The sequence below is a fragment of the Marinobacter sp. genome (genome assembly GCF_965229985.1).
Classification (GTDB): domain Bacteria; phylum Pseudomonadota; class Gammaproteobacteria; order Pseudomonadales; family Oleiphilaceae; genus Marinobacter.
Map to the genome: position 1 here is coordinate 1,641,099 of NZ_OZ245935.1, position 14,476 is coordinate 1,655,574.

General features: G+C 57.6%; 14 protein-coding genes. 5 read left to right on the forward strand and 9 right to left on the reverse strand.

Annotation, left to right across the window (positions count from 1 at the left end):
* Position 1: 1 nt before the first annotated feature.
* Both ACO06L_RS07430 and ACO06L_RS07435 read right to left on the reverse strand, forming a co-directional pair.
* Positions 2 to 679, reverse strand: a complete 678-nt coding sequence (locus ACO06L_RS07430) for an SIR2 family NAD-dependent protein deacylase (RefSeq protein ID WP_202347701.1) — start codon at positions 677 to 679, stop codon at positions 2 to 4.
* Entirely contained in the window at positions 679 to 2,082 is a 1,404-nt protein-coding gene (locus ACO06L_RS07435) for an FAD-binding oxidoreductase (RefSeq protein ID WP_421845499.1), read from the reverse strand. Before ACO06L_RS07435 ends, ACO06L_RS07430 begins: the two co-directional genes overlap by 1 nt.
* A gap of 190 nt (positions 2,083 to 2,272) precedes the next feature.
* On the opposite strand from ACO06L_RS07435, the gene serA reads away from it, so the two are divergent.
* On the forward strand, positions 2,273 to 3,502 hold the full coding sequence (gene serA, locus ACO06L_RS07440) for a phosphoglycerate dehydrogenase (protein ID WP_209400783.1): 1,230 nt from the start codon (positions 2,273 to 2,275) through the stop codon (positions 3,500 to 3,502).
* Positions 3,503 to 3,569: 67 nt separating this feature from the next.
* On the opposite strand, the gene ACO06L_RS07445 is transcribed toward serA, so the two are convergent.
* Together ACO06L_RS07445 and ACO06L_RS07450 are read right to left on the reverse strand one after the other, a co-directional pair.
* The gene (locus tag ACO06L_RS07445) at positions 3,570 to 4,226 is read right to left on the reverse strand and encodes an OmpA family protein (RefSeq protein ID WP_064228599.1); all 657 of its coding nucleotides are present in this window, start codon (positions 4,224 to 4,226) and stop codon (positions 3,570 to 3,572) included.
* Positions 4,227 to 4,263: 37 nt separating this feature from the next.
* Positions 4,264 to 5,271: an alpha/beta hydrolase gene (locus tag ACO06L_RS07450; protein ID WP_064228598.1), complete on the reverse strand. Its 1,008-nt coding sequence runs from the start codon at positions 5,269 to 5,271 to the stop codon at positions 4,264 to 4,266.
* Positions 5,272 to 5,348: 77 nt separating this feature from the next.
* Between ACO06L_RS07450 and ACO06L_RS07455 the strand changes: the two genes are divergently transcribed.
* On the forward strand, positions 5,349 to 6,242 hold the full coding sequence (locus ACO06L_RS07455) for an alpha/beta hydrolase (RefSeq protein ID WP_202347703.1): 894 nt from the start codon (positions 5,349 to 5,351) through the stop codon (positions 6,240 to 6,242).
* On the opposite strand, the gene ACO06L_RS07460 is transcribed toward ACO06L_RS07455, so the two are convergent.
* Together ACO06L_RS07460 and ACO06L_RS07465 are read right to left on the reverse strand one after the other, a co-directional pair.
* Positions 6,220 to 6,474, reverse strand: coding sequence for a GIY-YIG nuclease family protein (locus ACO06L_RS07460; protein ID WP_082905039.1), 255 nt, complete (start codon positions 6,472 to 6,474; stop codon positions 6,220 to 6,222). The genes ACO06L_RS07455 and ACO06L_RS07460 overlap by 23 nt on opposite strands.
* A 13-nt stretch (positions 6,475 to 6,487) precedes the next feature.
* On the reverse strand, positions 6,488 to 7,393 hold the full coding sequence (locus ACO06L_RS07465) for a DMT family transporter (RefSeq protein ID WP_202347704.1): 906 nt from the start codon (positions 7,391 to 7,393) through the stop codon (positions 6,488 to 6,490).
* A gap of 171 nt (positions 7,394 to 7,564) precedes the next feature.
* On the opposite strand from ACO06L_RS07465, the gene dctP reads away from it, so the two are divergent.
* The gene (gene dctP, locus ACO06L_RS07470; RefSeq protein ID WP_202347705.1) at positions 7,565 to 8,668 is read left to right on the forward strand and encodes a TRAP transporter substrate-binding protein DctP; all 1,104 of its coding nucleotides are present in this window, start codon (positions 7,565 to 7,567) and stop codon (positions 8,666 to 8,668) included.
* On the opposite strand, the gene ACO06L_RS07475 is transcribed toward dctP, so the two are convergent.
* The 3 genes from ACO06L_RS07475 to ACO06L_RS07485 are packed head-to-tail and all read right to left on the reverse strand — an operon-like array spanning position 8,642 to position 11,577.
* Positions 8,642 to 9,445 (reverse strand): mechanosensitive ion channel family protein, encoded by an 804-nt coding sequence (locus tag ACO06L_RS07475; protein WP_202347706.1) that lies wholly within the window; start codon positions 9,443 to 9,445, stop codon positions 8,642 to 8,644. The two genes, dctP and ACO06L_RS07475, sit on opposite strands and share 27 nt — an antisense overlap.
* A 10-nt stretch (positions 9,446 to 9,455) precedes the next feature.
* Positions 9,456 to 10,703: a hypothetical protein gene (locus ACO06L_RS07480; protein WP_227716008.1), complete on the reverse strand. Its 1,248-nt coding sequence runs from the start codon at positions 10,701 to 10,703 to the stop codon at positions 9,456 to 9,458.
* Positions 10,704 to 10,737: 34 nt separating this feature from the next.
* Positions 10,738 to 11,577: a 23S rRNA (adenine(2030)-N(6))-methyltransferase RlmJ gene (locus tag ACO06L_RS07485; protein ID WP_202347707.1), complete on the reverse strand. Its 840-nt coding sequence runs from the start codon at positions 11,575 to 11,577 to the stop codon at positions 10,738 to 10,740.
* Between the two features lie 193 nt (positions 11,578 to 11,770).
* On the opposite strand from ACO06L_RS07485, the gene ACO06L_RS07490 reads away from it, so the two are divergent.
* Together ACO06L_RS07490 and ACO06L_RS07495 are read left to right on the forward strand one after the other, a co-directional pair.
* On the forward strand, positions 11,771 to 13,057 hold the full coding sequence (locus tag ACO06L_RS07490) for an imelysin family protein (protein WP_064228592.1): 1,287 nt from the start codon (positions 11,771 to 11,773) through the stop codon (positions 13,055 to 13,057).
* Positions 13,058 to 13,059: 2 nt separating this feature from the next.
* Entirely contained in the window at positions 13,060 to 14,466 is a 1,407-nt protein-coding gene (locus ACO06L_RS07495) for a di-heme oxidoredictase family protein (protein WP_064228591.1), read from the forward strand.
* The last annotated feature ends 10 nt before the right edge of the window (positions 14,467 to 14,476 follow it).

A 14,476-nucleotide genomic window follows, 5' to 3' on the forward strand; every position in this document is an offset into this window, starting at 1 on the left:
GTTATTTCAGACTATCCACCCACTCGGCAACGCCCTCAGAAGCGCCATTGCGAATAACCTTGGCTCTCGAAACCGAGGCCGGCTCGCCCGGGTCGATTACCGTGATTGGCACATCCAAATCCACTTCATACACCAGACCGGCCGCAGGATAGACCTGGAGAGAGGTCCCAACGATCAGAAGATGATCGGCCGTACGGACAATTTCGGCGGCTTTTTCCAACATGGGAACTTCCTCACCGAACCAGACGATATGGGGACGAAGCTGGGCGCCGCGATCGCAGGTGTCACCGGGATTGATATCACGGTAACCGATGTCGTAGACGAGCTCAGGATACTTTGAGCTCCGGGCCTTGGTCAGCTCCCCGTGGAGATGAATCACGTTGCTGGCGCCACCGCGCTCATGGAGATCGTCCACGTTCTGGGTAACAACCGTCACCCGGTAGCGCTGCTCCAGTTCCGCCAGCAAGCGATGGGCCTGGTTGGGTTGGGCGGATGCCAGCTGGCGGCGGCGGTCGTTGTAGAACCGCAGTACCAGCTCCTGGTTCCGGGCAAACGCCTCGGGTGTCGCCACATCGTAGACACTGTGCTGCTCCCACAATCCGCCGTTATCCCGGAAGGTGGAGAGGCCGCTTTCGGCGCTGATGCCAGCGCCTGTCAGTACAACGATATGGTCCTGCATCAGTCGAAGATCTTGCCCGGGTTCATGATGCCATTAGGATCAAATACCTGCTTGATCCCTTTCAGATAGGCGATTTCGGCCTCACTGCGGGTGTACTTCAGGTAAGGCTTCTTGGTCATGCCAACGCCGTGCTCGGCAGAGACGCTGCCCTGGTAGCGCTCGACGATCTCGAACACCCACTTGTTGACCTGCTGGCACTTCTCGAAGAAATCCTCGTTGGCCATACCCTCGGGCTTGAGGATATTGAGGTGCAGGTTACCGTCGCCGATGTGGCCAAACCAGATAATCTCGAAGTCCGGATAATGCTCGGTGACCACCGCATCGATTTCCTGAAGGAAACCGGGCACTTTGGAAACCACCACGGAAATGTCGTTCTTATATGGTGTTCGGGGTGCGATCGACTCGGAAATCCGCTCCCGCAACTGCCAGAGATTCTGGGCCTGGGTTTCGCTCTGGCTTATCACGCCGTCCAGCACCCAGCCGTTCTCCACGCACTGCTCGAACAGCGCCATGGCGTCGTCCATCACCTGATCGGAAACGGCTTCAAACTCCAGAAGCGCATAGTACGGTGCCCCCGTCTCAAAGGGCGCCTGTACCTGGCCATGGGCCAGCACATGCCCCATGGCCTGATGGGAGAAGAATTCGTAGGCGGTGAGGTCAATCTTCTTCTGGAAGGTTTGCAGCACATCCATGGTGTTGGTCAGGTCGTTCAGCCCCAGCACCAGTACCGTGAGGTTGTCCGGTTTCCGGGACAGCTTCATGGTAGCTTCGGTGATAAAGCCCAGAGTGCCCTCTGCGCCGATAAACAGGTGCCGGAGATCGTAACCGGTGTTGTTCTTCTCAAGATCCTTGTTCAGATCCAGGATATCCCCCTTACCAGTCACAACTTTGAGACCGGCGACCCAGTCCCGGCTCATACCATAGCGAATCACCTTGATACCGCCGGCGTTGGTGGACAGATTACCGCCAAGCTGACTGGAACCGGCCGAGGCAAAGTCCACCGGGTAATAGAGGCCGTTATCCTCAGCCGCATTCTGCAGCTGCTCAGTCACAACGCCGGCCTGGCAGCGAACTGTCCGATCGCTGGCGTTGAAATCCAGGATCTGGTTCATGTTGTCGAACGCCACAACCACTTCACCATTGGCGGCCACGGCACCGGCACTCAGACCTGTCCGGCCGCCGGAAGGCACCAACGCCACCTGATTCTCGTTGGCGAACTTCACCAGCGCCTGCACCTGCTCGGTGGTTTTGGGCAAGGCAATCGCCAAAGGTTTGGGTGGGTAGATCTTGGTCCAGTCCTTGCCGTAGGTATCCAGATCCGCCGGGTCGGTCAGCACCTTGCCGGGTGCATCGCCAGTAGCCATCAGGTCTTTGAGGGAAGCAATGATCTGTTCAGAATTCATGGGCTATTCGGTCTCGTCAGGTTTCGGCCGGAGCATCCTGCAACAGGAGTCACAGACAGTTGATTCAGGCAAACCGGCGCGCTGTGAAAATCTGCGTTTATGGTATCATACCGGCCCTGTTCTGTGAGCCAGCCCCGACGATCACTGGCCACAGGTCATTTCACGTGACGAAAGGTTCGGAAGCAAGCCCATGTCAAATACGTCTCTTGAGAAGAGCAAAATCCGTATCCTGCTGCTGGAAGGCGTCCATCAATCTGCCATTGATACCCTGAACGCTGCGGGCTATACCAACATCGAGTACCTGTCTCACTCGCTGGCCGAGGAAGAGCTGATTGAGAAAATTGCCGATGCGCACTTCATCGGTATCCGCTCGCGCACCCAGCTGACAGAGAAAGTATTTGAAGCCGCCAACAAGCTGGTGGCCGTGGGTTGTTTCTGTATCGGTACCAACCAGGTGGATCTCCAGGCAGCCACCCGGCGCGGCATTGCCGTATTCAACGCGCCCTTCTCCAACACCCGGAGCGTTGCCGAACTGGTTCTGGCCCAGGCCATTCTGCTCCTGCGCGGTGTTCCAGAGAAAAACGCCAAAGCCCATCGCGGCGAATGGCTGAAGTCCGCCAAGGACAGCTACGAAATCCGCGGCAAGAAGCTGGGCATCATCGGCTACGGCAACATCGGCACCCAGTTCAGTGTCCTGGCCGAGGGCCTGGGCATGGATGTGTATTTCTACGATGTAGTGTCAAAGCTGTCGATCGGTAACGCCACTCAGGTGGGCACGCTCCAGGAGCTGCTCAACATTGCCGACGTGGTCAGCCTGCACGTGCCGGAAACACCGGCCACCAAGTACATGTTCAAGGCCGAGCAGTTTGCCCAGATGAAGCCCGGCAGCATTCTGATGAATGCCTCCCGTGGCACGGTTGTCGACATTGATGCCCTGGCCGACGCTCTGCGCAGCGGCAAACTGCTGGGCGCCGCCATCGACGTATTCCCGGTGGAACCCAAGTCCAACGACGAGGAATTCGTGTCTCCGCTACGGGAATTCGACAATGTGATCCTGACCCCACACGTTGGCGGCTCCACCATCGAAGCCCAGGAAAACATCGGTCGGGAAGTGGCGGAAAAACTGGCCATGTACAGCGACAACGGCACGTCCGTTTCTTCCGTGAACTTCCCGGAAGTGGCCCTGCCGTCACACCCCAACCAGCATCGCCTGCTGCACATTCACGAGAACGTGCCGGGTGTGATGTCCGAAATCAACCAGGTATTCTCCGAGAACGGCATCAACGTGTGCGGTCAGTACCTGCAGACCAAGGAAGACATCGGTTACGTGGTAGTTGATGTGGACAAAGAGTACGGCGAACTGGCACTGGAAAAGCTGCTCAAGGTGAAGGGAACAATTCGCTGCCGCGTCCTGTTCTGATTCACGGCCTGGCATAAAAAAACCGGAGCAAATGCTCCGGTTTTTTTATGCCAACGAAGCGCCCTGCTTACTGCATGGGCACCAGCGTCAGCTCAACACGACGATTCTGCTCGCGACCCGCCGCGGTATCGTTGGACGCCACAGGGTAGCGCTCACCGTAACCAACAGCACGGGTACGCTTGGGCTCGATGCCCTGATTCAGCAGGAAGTCACGCACAGAAGAAGCGCGACGCTCACTGAGCAACTGGTTGTAGCTGTCTGAGCCAGAGCTGTCGGTATGCCCCTCGATCTGGATAATGGTCTTGTCATATTCCTTCAGAACCAGCCCCACAGACTCCAGGGTGCCACTGAATGACGGTTTGATCGTCGATTCATTCAGGTCGAAGGTGATATTGCCCGGCATCACAAGCTCAATCTCATCACCGTTGCGCACTACACGAACACCGGTGCCTTCCAGCTGGCGACGCAGCTCGGCTTCCTGCTTGTCCATGTAGTAACCGATCCCGCCGCCAATGGCCGCACCACTGGCTGCGCCGATCAAGGCCCCTTTTCCACGATCACTCTTACTGGAGGTTGCCGCACCAATGGCAGCGCCGCCAATGGCGCCAATTATACTGCCCTTGGTCGCACTGGAGGTTTTCTCCTCGCCGGTGTAGGGGTCATAAGTCATGCAACCACCGAGACCGACAGTGGCCACTGCAAACGCGAGTATTGTCTTTTTCACAACTATCTCCTGTGCCTGATGTTCCTGGCAGAGACCGCTAGCGGGTCTGTGATGCCGAGTTCGTGAATGTATCAATGATGGTATTAAATACGGTTGCCTGTAAATCCTGAGCTTCGTTCACAAGATGATGACGTCCGTCAGGGATCTTCAGTTCCTCCACCGAGGAAAATTTATTCCGGATTATGCGCAAATTGTGCTGCCAGTCGACGGTAAGATCCTTTTCACCCTGCACGACCGTTACCGGAAAGTCGACAGGCCGGGCGGATTCGATGTGGGGCACCCACTTTCGCAGTGCACTCACCCAATCCACATGCACCGCCCTGGCCTGGAGGGGATCATGCTCCCGCAAAAACCGGAGGAATCGACTATTGCCACTGTTCTCCGCAAACACCCGCCGCCACCGGGATATAAACGGTTTTGCGATGCTGTGAAGTACCTTGGCTCCCAGCCAGCCCGCAGGTCTGACCAAGGGCGCCAGAAGCACCACTTTCCGGAAGTCGGAGGTCTGCTGGTTGTGCTGGTTGGACAACAGGTAGTCGATCAGGATCGCGCCGCCGGTGCTCTGGCCAACCGCAAACCAGGGCTGACGCACCTTTTCCCTGACCTGAGCCATAACGTCTGCCAGAACCCCCTGGTACTCCAGAAAACTACCAATCGCCGCCGGCGTGCCGCTGGAAAGGCCGTGCCCCGGCTGATCGTAGGCGAGCACATCAAAGCCGGCTCCCAGACAACGATCAATCAACTGGCTGTACAATCCGACATGATCGAAATAGCCGTGCAGAATAAACACTGTGCCACGCTCAATTGCCTGCTCTGGCAACCGGAAATAGTGCACCATGACCTCATGATCGCACGCTTTGACATAACCCTGGTGGTATGCCACATCCGGATGCTCTACCCAGAGATCCAGGCCGTAAAAGCGGCAATAGGCCACCATTTCATCACTGAGATCCCGCGAGCAGGCCGGGTCGAACGGTTCGAGTCTGTCCAGGAGCGAGTGTCTGTCCCAATCCGGTATTTCTATGGTATCTGTTTTCCAGTACACGTAGAGTTAAACGCCTGTCATGAATGAGTTATGAATTTTGGCTTCCAATCCTAACCCATAGCAGGGGAAAGACACAGATGTTGCAACAGCTTCTGGAGACTGCGTTGCGCCAGACCATGAACCGGTTGGTCAGACCGGTTCTCACCCCGGCAGTACCTGTTTCACTCCAGCGACGCATTGTGCGCCAGGCTTACCGGAGTTCCATGCCACCGCGGGGGGCAAGCTTCGAAAACACCACAGTGGGCGGCATTCCGGCCATCAGCACCAGTTTTGGCAACAACCCTCACGGCGCTGTTCTCTATCTGCACGGCGGTGGCTATATTATCGGTTCCTCCAGCACTCACCGGGGCATAACCGGACACTTGGCCAAAACCAGCGGTTGCACCATCGTCACACCGGATTACCGACTGGCGCCCGAATACCCATTTCCCGCCGCTCTGGATGATTCGGAGGCTTGCTGGAACGGACTGCTGGCGGAGGGCTTCAAACCGGAGCAGATTGCTATTGCCGGCGATTCCGCCGGTGGGGGCCTCGCCGTTGCCCTCGCCATGCGGCTGCGTGACAAGGGCCAGCCGCTTCCGGCATCGCTCACGGTGCTTTCACCCTGGGTAGACCTCACTCAGGAAAAGCTCTACGCACCCGAATGTGAACCGGTGCTCCAGGCCAGCTGGACCAGCAAGGCAGCCCATCTCTATGCCGGCCAGGAATCCCTGACCAATCCGTTGATCTCACCCGTGTTCGGCGATTTGAGCGGCTTGCCACCCATGCTGATCCAGGTGGGCAGCCAGGAAATCCTGCTCAATGATGCCGAACGGCTGGCCGAGGCCGCAAACCGGCACGATGTGGAAACCCGCCTTGAGGTTTATAACAGCCTCTGGCACGTTTTTCAGGTGCATAGCGGGCAACTCGACCGGGCCACGGCCGCGATAGAGACCGCCGGTGAACACATCAAACGTCATCTGGCAGGCTGAGCTCACCCCGCGCCAAGGCCTCTTTCCTGGGCCGCGGCCACTGTTTTATGTGCCACTCCAACCGTGAAGCACGGCTTCGGTCTCCGGCCGGCGCGCTGAACACCAGCTCAAGCGGCCCCTTGCCCCTCAGACTACGCGCTCCCCGGGGAGCGCCTCCCTGATGTTCATTGAAACGCCGGTCAACGTCAGTGGTTATGCCTGTATACAGGGCCCCCCGTGCGGTTCGCACCATGTAAACAAACCAGCTAGCCAAGGTTCAGGGCCTCTTCCCGGTCCTTCACTTTTTTCTGCTGGATCCAGAGCCCCATCATGATCAGGACCAACCCGATGTAGGTGGAAGGCAGGATATGCTCACCCAGAATAAAATAGATAAACACCAGTGAAAGGAATGGCGAGATAAAAATCAGGTTGCTGACCTTCGAGGTGTTCTCCGCCTTCTTCATGGCGTAGGACCAGAGCACGAAAGCGATGCCCATCTCGAACACGCCAACATACAACGCAGCAGCAAGCGACGTTCCGGTGGTAAAGTTCAGGCCCTCCGTCCACCAGCAAATCAGAAGAATCACCGGCAGCCCGCACAGAAAATTCAGGAACAGGCCAACCACCGGATCACGGGTATCCCGGGTGGCAATAATCCAGTAGGACGCCCAGACCACAGTACTGCCCAGGGCGAGAGAAACCCCGAGCGGATCCTCGAAACTCAGGGAAGTCACGGCACCACGGGTGGCAATCACCACCACCCCGGCATAGCAGATCAGACCTGCAACAATATCCAGCTTGCGCAGCCGATGCCCCAGAAACGGTACCGACATATAGGCCAGCACCAGTGCCCAGGTGTAGTTCAGCGGTTGCGCCTCCTGGGCCGGCAACCGGTCAAACGCGCCGAACAACAAAAAATAGTACAGACAGGGATTGATCAGCCCCATGCCAAAGGACTGGGCATACTGTTTGCGACTGAGTGAAAACACCAGATGCCAGCGCCCCTGAAGCATCAGAATAATGGCCATCACGACTACCGACGCGGTGCAGGCAATCAGTAGCATCTGAACGGGAGCCAGCTCTCTCAGGGAGAGCTTGAACGCGGTTGCCACCGTGGACCATAACAGCACGGTACCCAGGCCATAGAGCATCGCCTGCTTCTGGTTTTTCATTCATGGCCTCCTGCCAGCCACTGACACTCCATTGATTTTCTCCTTTCTCCACGGGATTGTTTGGCCGACAGTGTAATCCAATCGAACCCTGTTACCCATGGCAGTGAGCATTCTTGTGTTACCTTGTATATCAATATCAAACAAGGATTGAGAAAACTGGAGTCCCCCGCTATGCCCAACACCCGTTTCAGGTTCTGGCCATTGAGCCTCGCATTGGCCATTGCACTGACCGGTTGCTCAGACAGCCAGACCGATCGTGGGGACAAGACGTCCGAGGCTCCGGAACCCCCTGAATACCCCGTAACCTGGCGCTTTGCGCTGGAGGAAATCGAGGGTAGCGTTCAGCATGCCTATGCTGAAGCATTAAAAGAACGCATTGAAGAGCGCTCCGATGGCAGGATCGAGGTTGATATCTTTCCCTATGGGTCTCTGGGTACTTCAGCTCAGCTTACTGAGCTGGTACGGAATGGCTCGGTCAGCCTTGCCTTCGCCTCCCCCGGACACCTTGCCAACACCATCCCGGAAGTCGGCCTGTTTACCCTGCACTATGTTCTACCGGACAACGCTGACGTAACCCGACAGGTTCTCGCGAGCCCGGAATTGCTCGATCTGTTCGAGCAGCCCTACGCCCGGGAGAACATGAAACTTCTGGGCTTTGTACCCGAGGGCTGGATGGCGTGGACCGCCAACAAGGCGCTCCGCACACCGGAAGACTTCGATGGCCAACGGATCCGCACCATGACATCCGATATGGCCGAGGAAGCGTTTCGCGCCTATGGCGCCGAACCGAGCCAGATCCCCTATTCGCAGGTCTACAGCGATCTGCAACTACGCAAGATTGATGGCCAGAGCAACCCCGTTTTTGCCATCGAGGAAATGGACTTCTATGAAGTCCAGAGCACCATGACGCTCGCAAGGCCAGCGCAGTTCGTTGCTTCAGTGGTTTCGAATCTTGAGTGGTACAACGCATTACCGGAAAACCAGCAACAATGGCTGGATAATGGTCTCAATGATGTTGCACAGGTTGCCTGGGAGACCCAGGAGGAACTCAATCAGACCCGGCTGGAAAAAATGCTGGAAGAAGGCCACCTGAAGGTCGTCCGCCTCACCGATGCAGAGCGGGAGGCATTTCGGCGAGCCAGCTTGCCGGTGCGTGACATCTATCTGGAGCGCACTGGCGAGAGTGGGCAGCGAATTTTTGAGCGGTTATACCAGTTGATTAACGACACCGAAACCGGAAGTCAGGGTTCAGCGGGTTCCGGCGACGGGGGCTGAGACAAAACCAACGCCTTCAGCTGCCAGAGCGCTTGCCCCCAGCGCAGTCAGTTCAGAAATAAATCGGAACTGGTCCTTCAGATCAATCGGGTAAGCCTTCAGGCGGTAACACATGCCCCAGGGATTATTGGAAACCACAACCACTACGGGCCGAAATGTCCGGGTGCGGGGGCAGGTGTATGCCACATCCCGCAGCAGATCCATAACCCGGCTGACATCGTGGTGGGGCTCAAGATTGAATTCCGCCACACACATCAGGTTGTCTGTGCCATCGTTGCCATTGGCAATCAATGACGCCCAGAGCTTGCTGTGCGGGATCACCACTACCGTGTCATCTGGCGTTACAAGCTCAGCGGCACGGGTACCGATCGACCGCACTTCCCCGTATTTTCCATCCACTTCAATCCAGTCGCCGGGCCGGTAGGGCATCTCATAGAGTGTAACGATGCCTGCGATCAGGCTGTTTGCATAATCCTTGAAGGCAAAGCCCAGCGCCAGGCCCAGCGCACCAAAGATGGCCACCATATTCTCGAACGAGGGTTCCACAAGAATCGGAACCACTACAATGATGGTGACCACTATGATAATCAGGCGAAGCAGTGGTACCGATGCGAGCACGTAAAACCGGAGCTTGCCACTGAGTTTCATCGCCACTTTTGGAAACAGTTTCTGAATAGCAATGGTCAGCGCCGTCGCCAGAAGTACCACCACCAATGCTTCCAGCAACGCCGTGGAGGTGATGGCTGAGAACGCTTCCTTGATTCCAAGATCACCCATGATTCATCTCCTAAAAGCTGTCCACCGGAAAGCCCCAGCCTTGCAGGTGTCTCCGTACAGAAGGATATCCAAGCGCGGAGACCTTCCAGCAATTGCCAGCTTCCGTTTGTTCAATCAGGTCTGATCGGGCCAGCCGGGCCAGCACAAAACCCAGCTCAGGTTCCCGGATACCCGTCACCAGCCCGAGCAACGAGGCATCGAGTCCGTCGTGCAGGAGCAATGCATGCAGCACCAGACCAATACTGTCGCCCTGAATCTGCGGAACAACGGGCAGGCTCAGTTGGTCAAAAGGAACAACCCAGCAACGTACACAATCGCCTCCTTCAGCAGGTGGTTCCTTGATATTCTCCGTTTCTGCTCTGTCTTCGGGGCGCGCCCTGAGTGACTGCTGCCAGATTGCGAGTGCAACCCCCGGATTTCCCCGCGCAACGGATGCCAAATCCCGGAGAAATCCACTGTGCTTTCGTTTTTTTCCATCCACCGTATCCGCCGTCGGCAAGACATAGAGGCCATCATCAGCCATCCGCGCAATCACTCCCTGCGCTCCGGCGCCTGAAGCGAGGTATTCAAACCAGTCTCCGAGCATGGCGGCTGTCATTGGCGCCGGAGTCAGGGGCGCCAGGTGAGCCGCCTCAAAGTAGGACGACCAGAATTGCCAGCACCAACTGGAACAACCGATAAGGCCACGGGCAAGACCGCCAGCGGAAACTCGCCGGAGCAATTCACGAATCAGCGCAAGGCCCGATAAATGACGGAGCCAGAAATCTGCCAGCTCCGGAATGACCCAGGGCCGGGAAAGATCCTGCCTGTCCCACCAATCCCGAGCACCCTGATCGTCAAGTAGCAGATTTTCGGGCGGCCGGATCAGGGTCCATTGGCCTGCCCCGGCGCCATTCTCCGACCGGAGCTCCGGAAAATGTTCAAGGGCCGACCGCACCCCAAAAAACGGGGGAGCCACAAGAAAGGTCATGTTCCTGCTGGCATCCAGAGCGTTCGATATAGCGCCTGCCAGACTTGAGGCATCCGGCAACGGAGCCAGGCTTTGCAACTCAGAGCGGTCCAATTCTGGAAGGTTATCAAGGCTCTTGAAGGTCTCGTCTTCCTTCGCAACACCAGCACGGATCTGTGCCAGAATATGACGAAAAGCGTCTTTCAGTGAACGCCTGACAGATGTTTCAGGCGTATTCCACTCATCTACGGGAATTAGGCCACCCCGAAGACACGTGCTTTCAATCTCTTGAACCGGTTTCTCTGTCAATCAAATTGCTCCTTCAGACCGCCAACCGGCCGGACTATTCAGGCACCAGCCACTCAACTCCGTGAGACAGATTCAGAGCCTCCGGGCCGGAAATATCATCCATCATTACAGACAACCGGGTATCGAATCCCCAGGGCGGATTAATCACCAGCAGCCCCGAGCCCGTCATGCCTCGATCCGGCGGAGTGCGCAGATGCACCTCACTGCAAAGCACCTTGCGTACGTCGGTACGCTTGACGGCTTCTTTCAGCTGCACCTGCGAGCCACTGGTTAGTATCGGATACCACACAAGATAAACCCCATGCCGGCACTTCTGCCATGCTTTTCCCAGGGTTTCAGCAACCTCAACGTAATCAGATTTGATCTCATAGGAAGGATCGATAAGCGTGAGGAGCCGCGGCTGTTTTGGTGGAAGCTGCCTGAGCAGCCCCGCAAGGCCATCCTGCCGAAGCACTCGAATCGGCGCCTCCGAAGCCCAACCCACCAGCTGCTCGCTCTCGCTCGGATGGAGTTCGAAAAGCGTCAGCGCGTCCCCGGCCCTGAGAAAGTGCTGGAACCAGGCCGGAGACCCCGGGTAAACGGAAAGTTCGCCACTACCGGCATTGAATCCTGCCAGGACATCCAGAAACGGATTCCAATCCTCGGACCGAAGCCGATCTTTGGCGCTCCACAACTTCTGGACACCATCGTCGGCCTCTCCCGTCTTCCGGGCCCGCTCACCTCGCAGATCGTATATGGCGCTTCCGGCATGGGTGTCGAAACAGGCAATGCCGGATGACTTCGCCTGCATCATGGTCTGGACCAGTACCAGGGCCCCATGTTTCTGGACATCAGCGAAATTGCCGGCGTGGAAGGCGTGCAGATAACTCAACATACAAGAATAGCTCCCTGGTGACGGGGCCATTAAGCCCGATCACGGCTGCCCAGGGCAAGAGCACTATCGTCAATCCTGATCACACTGGTCCTTTTCCCGCTTGCGTTTTCATATACGGGCAACCATAATCCTGAACGCTAATATTTATCATTCGCGCCACGATTACCCAAACTTGGAGAAAGGAATGACGTCCATGTTTCGTCCAGCCCCGCTGGCATTAACAGTAACCGCTCTGCTGACTGCAGGCTGCGCCAATCATCCCTGGTCCGCCGAAGACTCTCAGCCGGCAACCAAAGCCTCAGTGGTCAATCACTACGCCGACCTGGCTCACGCCAACTATGAAGATGCCCTGACCACAGCACGAGCCCTGGACGAAGCCACCGATCGACTTATTGCCAACCCGACCGAAGCCAACCTGGCCGCCGCAAAAGAAGCCTGGCTTGCGGCGCGAGTCCCCTACCAACAAACCGAAGTGTTCCGCTTTGGCAACGCCATTGTCGACGACTGGGAAGGCCAACTGAACGCCTGGCCGCTGGACGAAGGCCTGATCGACTACGTGAAGGCGGACGGATACCAGCACGAACTGGGTAACGCCGGAGCAACCGCCAACATCATCGCCAGCGACAGCATCAACGTCGGCGGGGAAACTCTGGACGTGTCCTCACTGTCTCCGAGCCTGCTAGCCGATCTGAACGAAGTGGGCGGGTCTGAAGCCAACGTCGCTACCGGCTACCATGCCGTTGAATTCCTGCTTTGGGGCCAGGATCTGCATGGCTTTGAAAGCGGTTCCGGGGAGCGTCCGGTCACGGATTACGCCAGGGGTGCTGATTGCACCAATGGTAATTGCGAGCGTCGTGGCGAATTTCTGGATGCAGTGACCGACCTGCTGGTATCGGATCTGGAGTGGATGGTAGCCCAGTGGGCGCCGGGCGCCGGCGACAACTATCGCGCCCAGCTGACGGCGGCTGACGCCAACGAGGGTGTTCAGAAGATGTTGTTCGGCATGGGCTCCCTATCCCTCGGTGAGCTGGCCGGTGAGCGCATGAAGGTAGCCCTGGAAGCCAACTCTTACGAGGACGAACACGACTGCTTCAGCGACAACACCCATAACTCCCATTACTACAACGGCCAGGGCATTCAGAATGTCTATACCGGCACCTACCGTCGTGTGGATGGCAGCCTGGTAACAGGTCCTTCCCTCTCTGATCTGGTTCAACAGAGCAATCCGGAACTGGACGCCCGCCTGAACAACCAGCTGGACGCCTCCATGGAAGCCCTGGCTCTGATGAAGGCTCGTGCAGAGAGCAGCGAAAATCCGATGGCCTTCGACACCATGATTGCACCGGGTAATGCCGAGGGAACCCGTATCGTCAACGGTGCCATCATGGCGCTGGTTGCACAGACCGGCTCGATCGAGCAGGCCGCGCGGGACCTGGGTATTGAAGCCCTGTCTCCGGATGATGCCGGTCACGCGTTCTGAACATGATGAGGCAGCTTGCTTTAATCGGGGCGCTGGCAATCGCCAGCGCCCACGTTACCGCCCAGACCCACGCGGGCTACCCAATCCAGACATCGCCGGCAACAGGGGGCGGTGGCACGGTACAACAGTCAGACACCAACGCTTACTCGCTTCCCCAGGGCAACCTGTCCATGACCAGGCGTCTGGATTTCAGCGTCGGAAACAGTTTCTTCCGGAACCCCTGGGTCGAAGCCCCGGCAAGCACTGATGCCCGTGACGGCCTGGGCCCGCTGTTCAATACCAACTCCTGCCAGGGATGTCATATCAAGGATGGTCGTGGACATCCCCCTGGTGTCGACGAACCGCCGGTGTCCCTGTTTCTGAGGCTGGCAGTTCCCGCTGACCCGGAGCGGGACGCCGAGATTCTGCGCAAGCACGGTTTTAAACCGGCGCCGGTATACGGCAGCCAGTTGCAGACCGCTGCGCTTCCCGCTGCAAAACCGGAGGCCGATCTGATCATTGAATGGACGCCGGTGAAAAAAACCCTTGCGGACGGCACTGTTGTTGAACTGCGCAAGCCTGTGTACCGCATCGAAAACCCAAACTACGGACCGCTGCCCGAGGACCTGCTGGTGTCACCCCGGGTAGCGCCGCAGATGATCGGAATGGGTCTGCTGGAAGCCATCCCCATTGAAGATTTGCAAGCTCTCCATGACCTTGATGATGCGGACCAAAACGGCATCTCCGGAAAGCTTAACCAGGTCTGGGATCTGGCAACGGAACAGACGTTGCCCGGCCGATTCGGCTGGAAGGCGGCCGAGCCAGATGTCCATCAACAGAGCATGGGTGCCTTCGCCGGAGATATGGGCCTGACCTCTACTCTGAAACCCACAACCGACTGCATGCCCGAGCAGCATTGTGAGCGATTCACTCACGGCGGCGATCCTGAGGTCAGCGACAAGGTCGCCAACTTCGTGACCTTCTATGCCAAGAGCCTCGCCGTTCCGGCCCGGCGCAATCTTGAGTCCGAATCCGTTCAACGAGGGGCAGAACTGTTCAACGAAATTGGCTGCGCGGGCTGTCATACTCCGCGACACCAGACGGGTGAGGTTGCTGACCGCCCGGACCTGAGCAATCAAACCATCTGGCCCTACACGGATCTGCTGCTCCACGATATGGGCCCAGCCCTGGCGGATGGACGTGATGAATTCCTGGCCAATGGCAACGAATGGCGAACGCCGCCGCTCTGGGGCATTGGCCTGGCCCAGGTGGTGAACCCGCAGGCCGGGTTCCTGCACGACGGTCGCGCCCGCACACTGGAAGAGGCCGTGCTCTGGCATGGTGGCGAGGCCCAGGCGGCCGCCGATCGCTACCGCCAGATGTCGTCGGAGGATCGCACGGCCCTGATCGATTTCCTGAATTCACTCTGAGGATCCGCCA

Excerpts from the sequence above, each read along its gene's own strand:
- ACO06L_RS07430 (WP_202347701.1), bottom strand. The coding sequence starts at position 679 with ATGCAGGACCATATCGTTGTACTGACAGGCGCTGGCATCAGCGCCGAA.
- ACO06L_RS07435 (WP_421845499.1), bottom strand. The coding sequence starts at position 2,082 with ATGAATTCTGAACAGATCATTGCTTCCCTCAAAGACCTGATGGCTACT.
- serA (WP_209400783.1), top strand. The coding sequence starts at position 2,273 with ATGTCAAATACGTCTCTTGAGAAGAGCAAAATCCGTATCCTGCTGCTG.
- ACO06L_RS07455 (WP_202347703.1), top strand. The coding sequence starts at position 5,349 with ATGTTGCAACAGCTTCTGGAGACTGCGTTGCGCCAGACCATGAACCGG.
- ACO06L_RS07460 (WP_082905039.1), bottom strand. The coding sequence starts at position 6,474 with ATGGTGCGAACCGCACGGGGGGCCCTGTATACAGGCATAACCACTGAC.
- ACO06L_RS07465 (WP_202347704.1), bottom strand. The coding sequence starts at position 7,393 with ATGAAAAACCAGAAGCAGGCGATGCTCTATGGCCTGGGTACCGTGCTG.
- dctP (WP_202347705.1), top strand. The coding sequence starts at position 7,565 with ATGCCCAACACCCGTTTCAGGTTCTGGCCATTGAGCCTCGCATTGGCC.
- ACO06L_RS07475 (WP_202347706.1), bottom strand. The coding sequence starts at position 9,445 with ATGGGTGATCTTGGAATCAAGGAAGCGTTCTCAGCCATCACCTCCACG.
- ACO06L_RS07485 (WP_202347707.1), bottom strand. The coding sequence starts at position 11,577 with ATGTTGAGTTATCTGCACGCCTTCCACGCCGGCAATTTCGCTGATGTC.
- ACO06L_RS07490 (WP_064228592.1), top strand. The coding sequence starts at position 11,771 with ATGTTTCGTCCAGCCCCGCTGGCATTAACAGTAACCGCTCTGCTGACT.
- ACO06L_RS07495 (WP_064228591.1), top strand. The coding sequence starts at position 13,060 with ATGATGAGGCAGCTTGCTTTAATCGGGGCGCTGGCAATCGCCAGCGCC.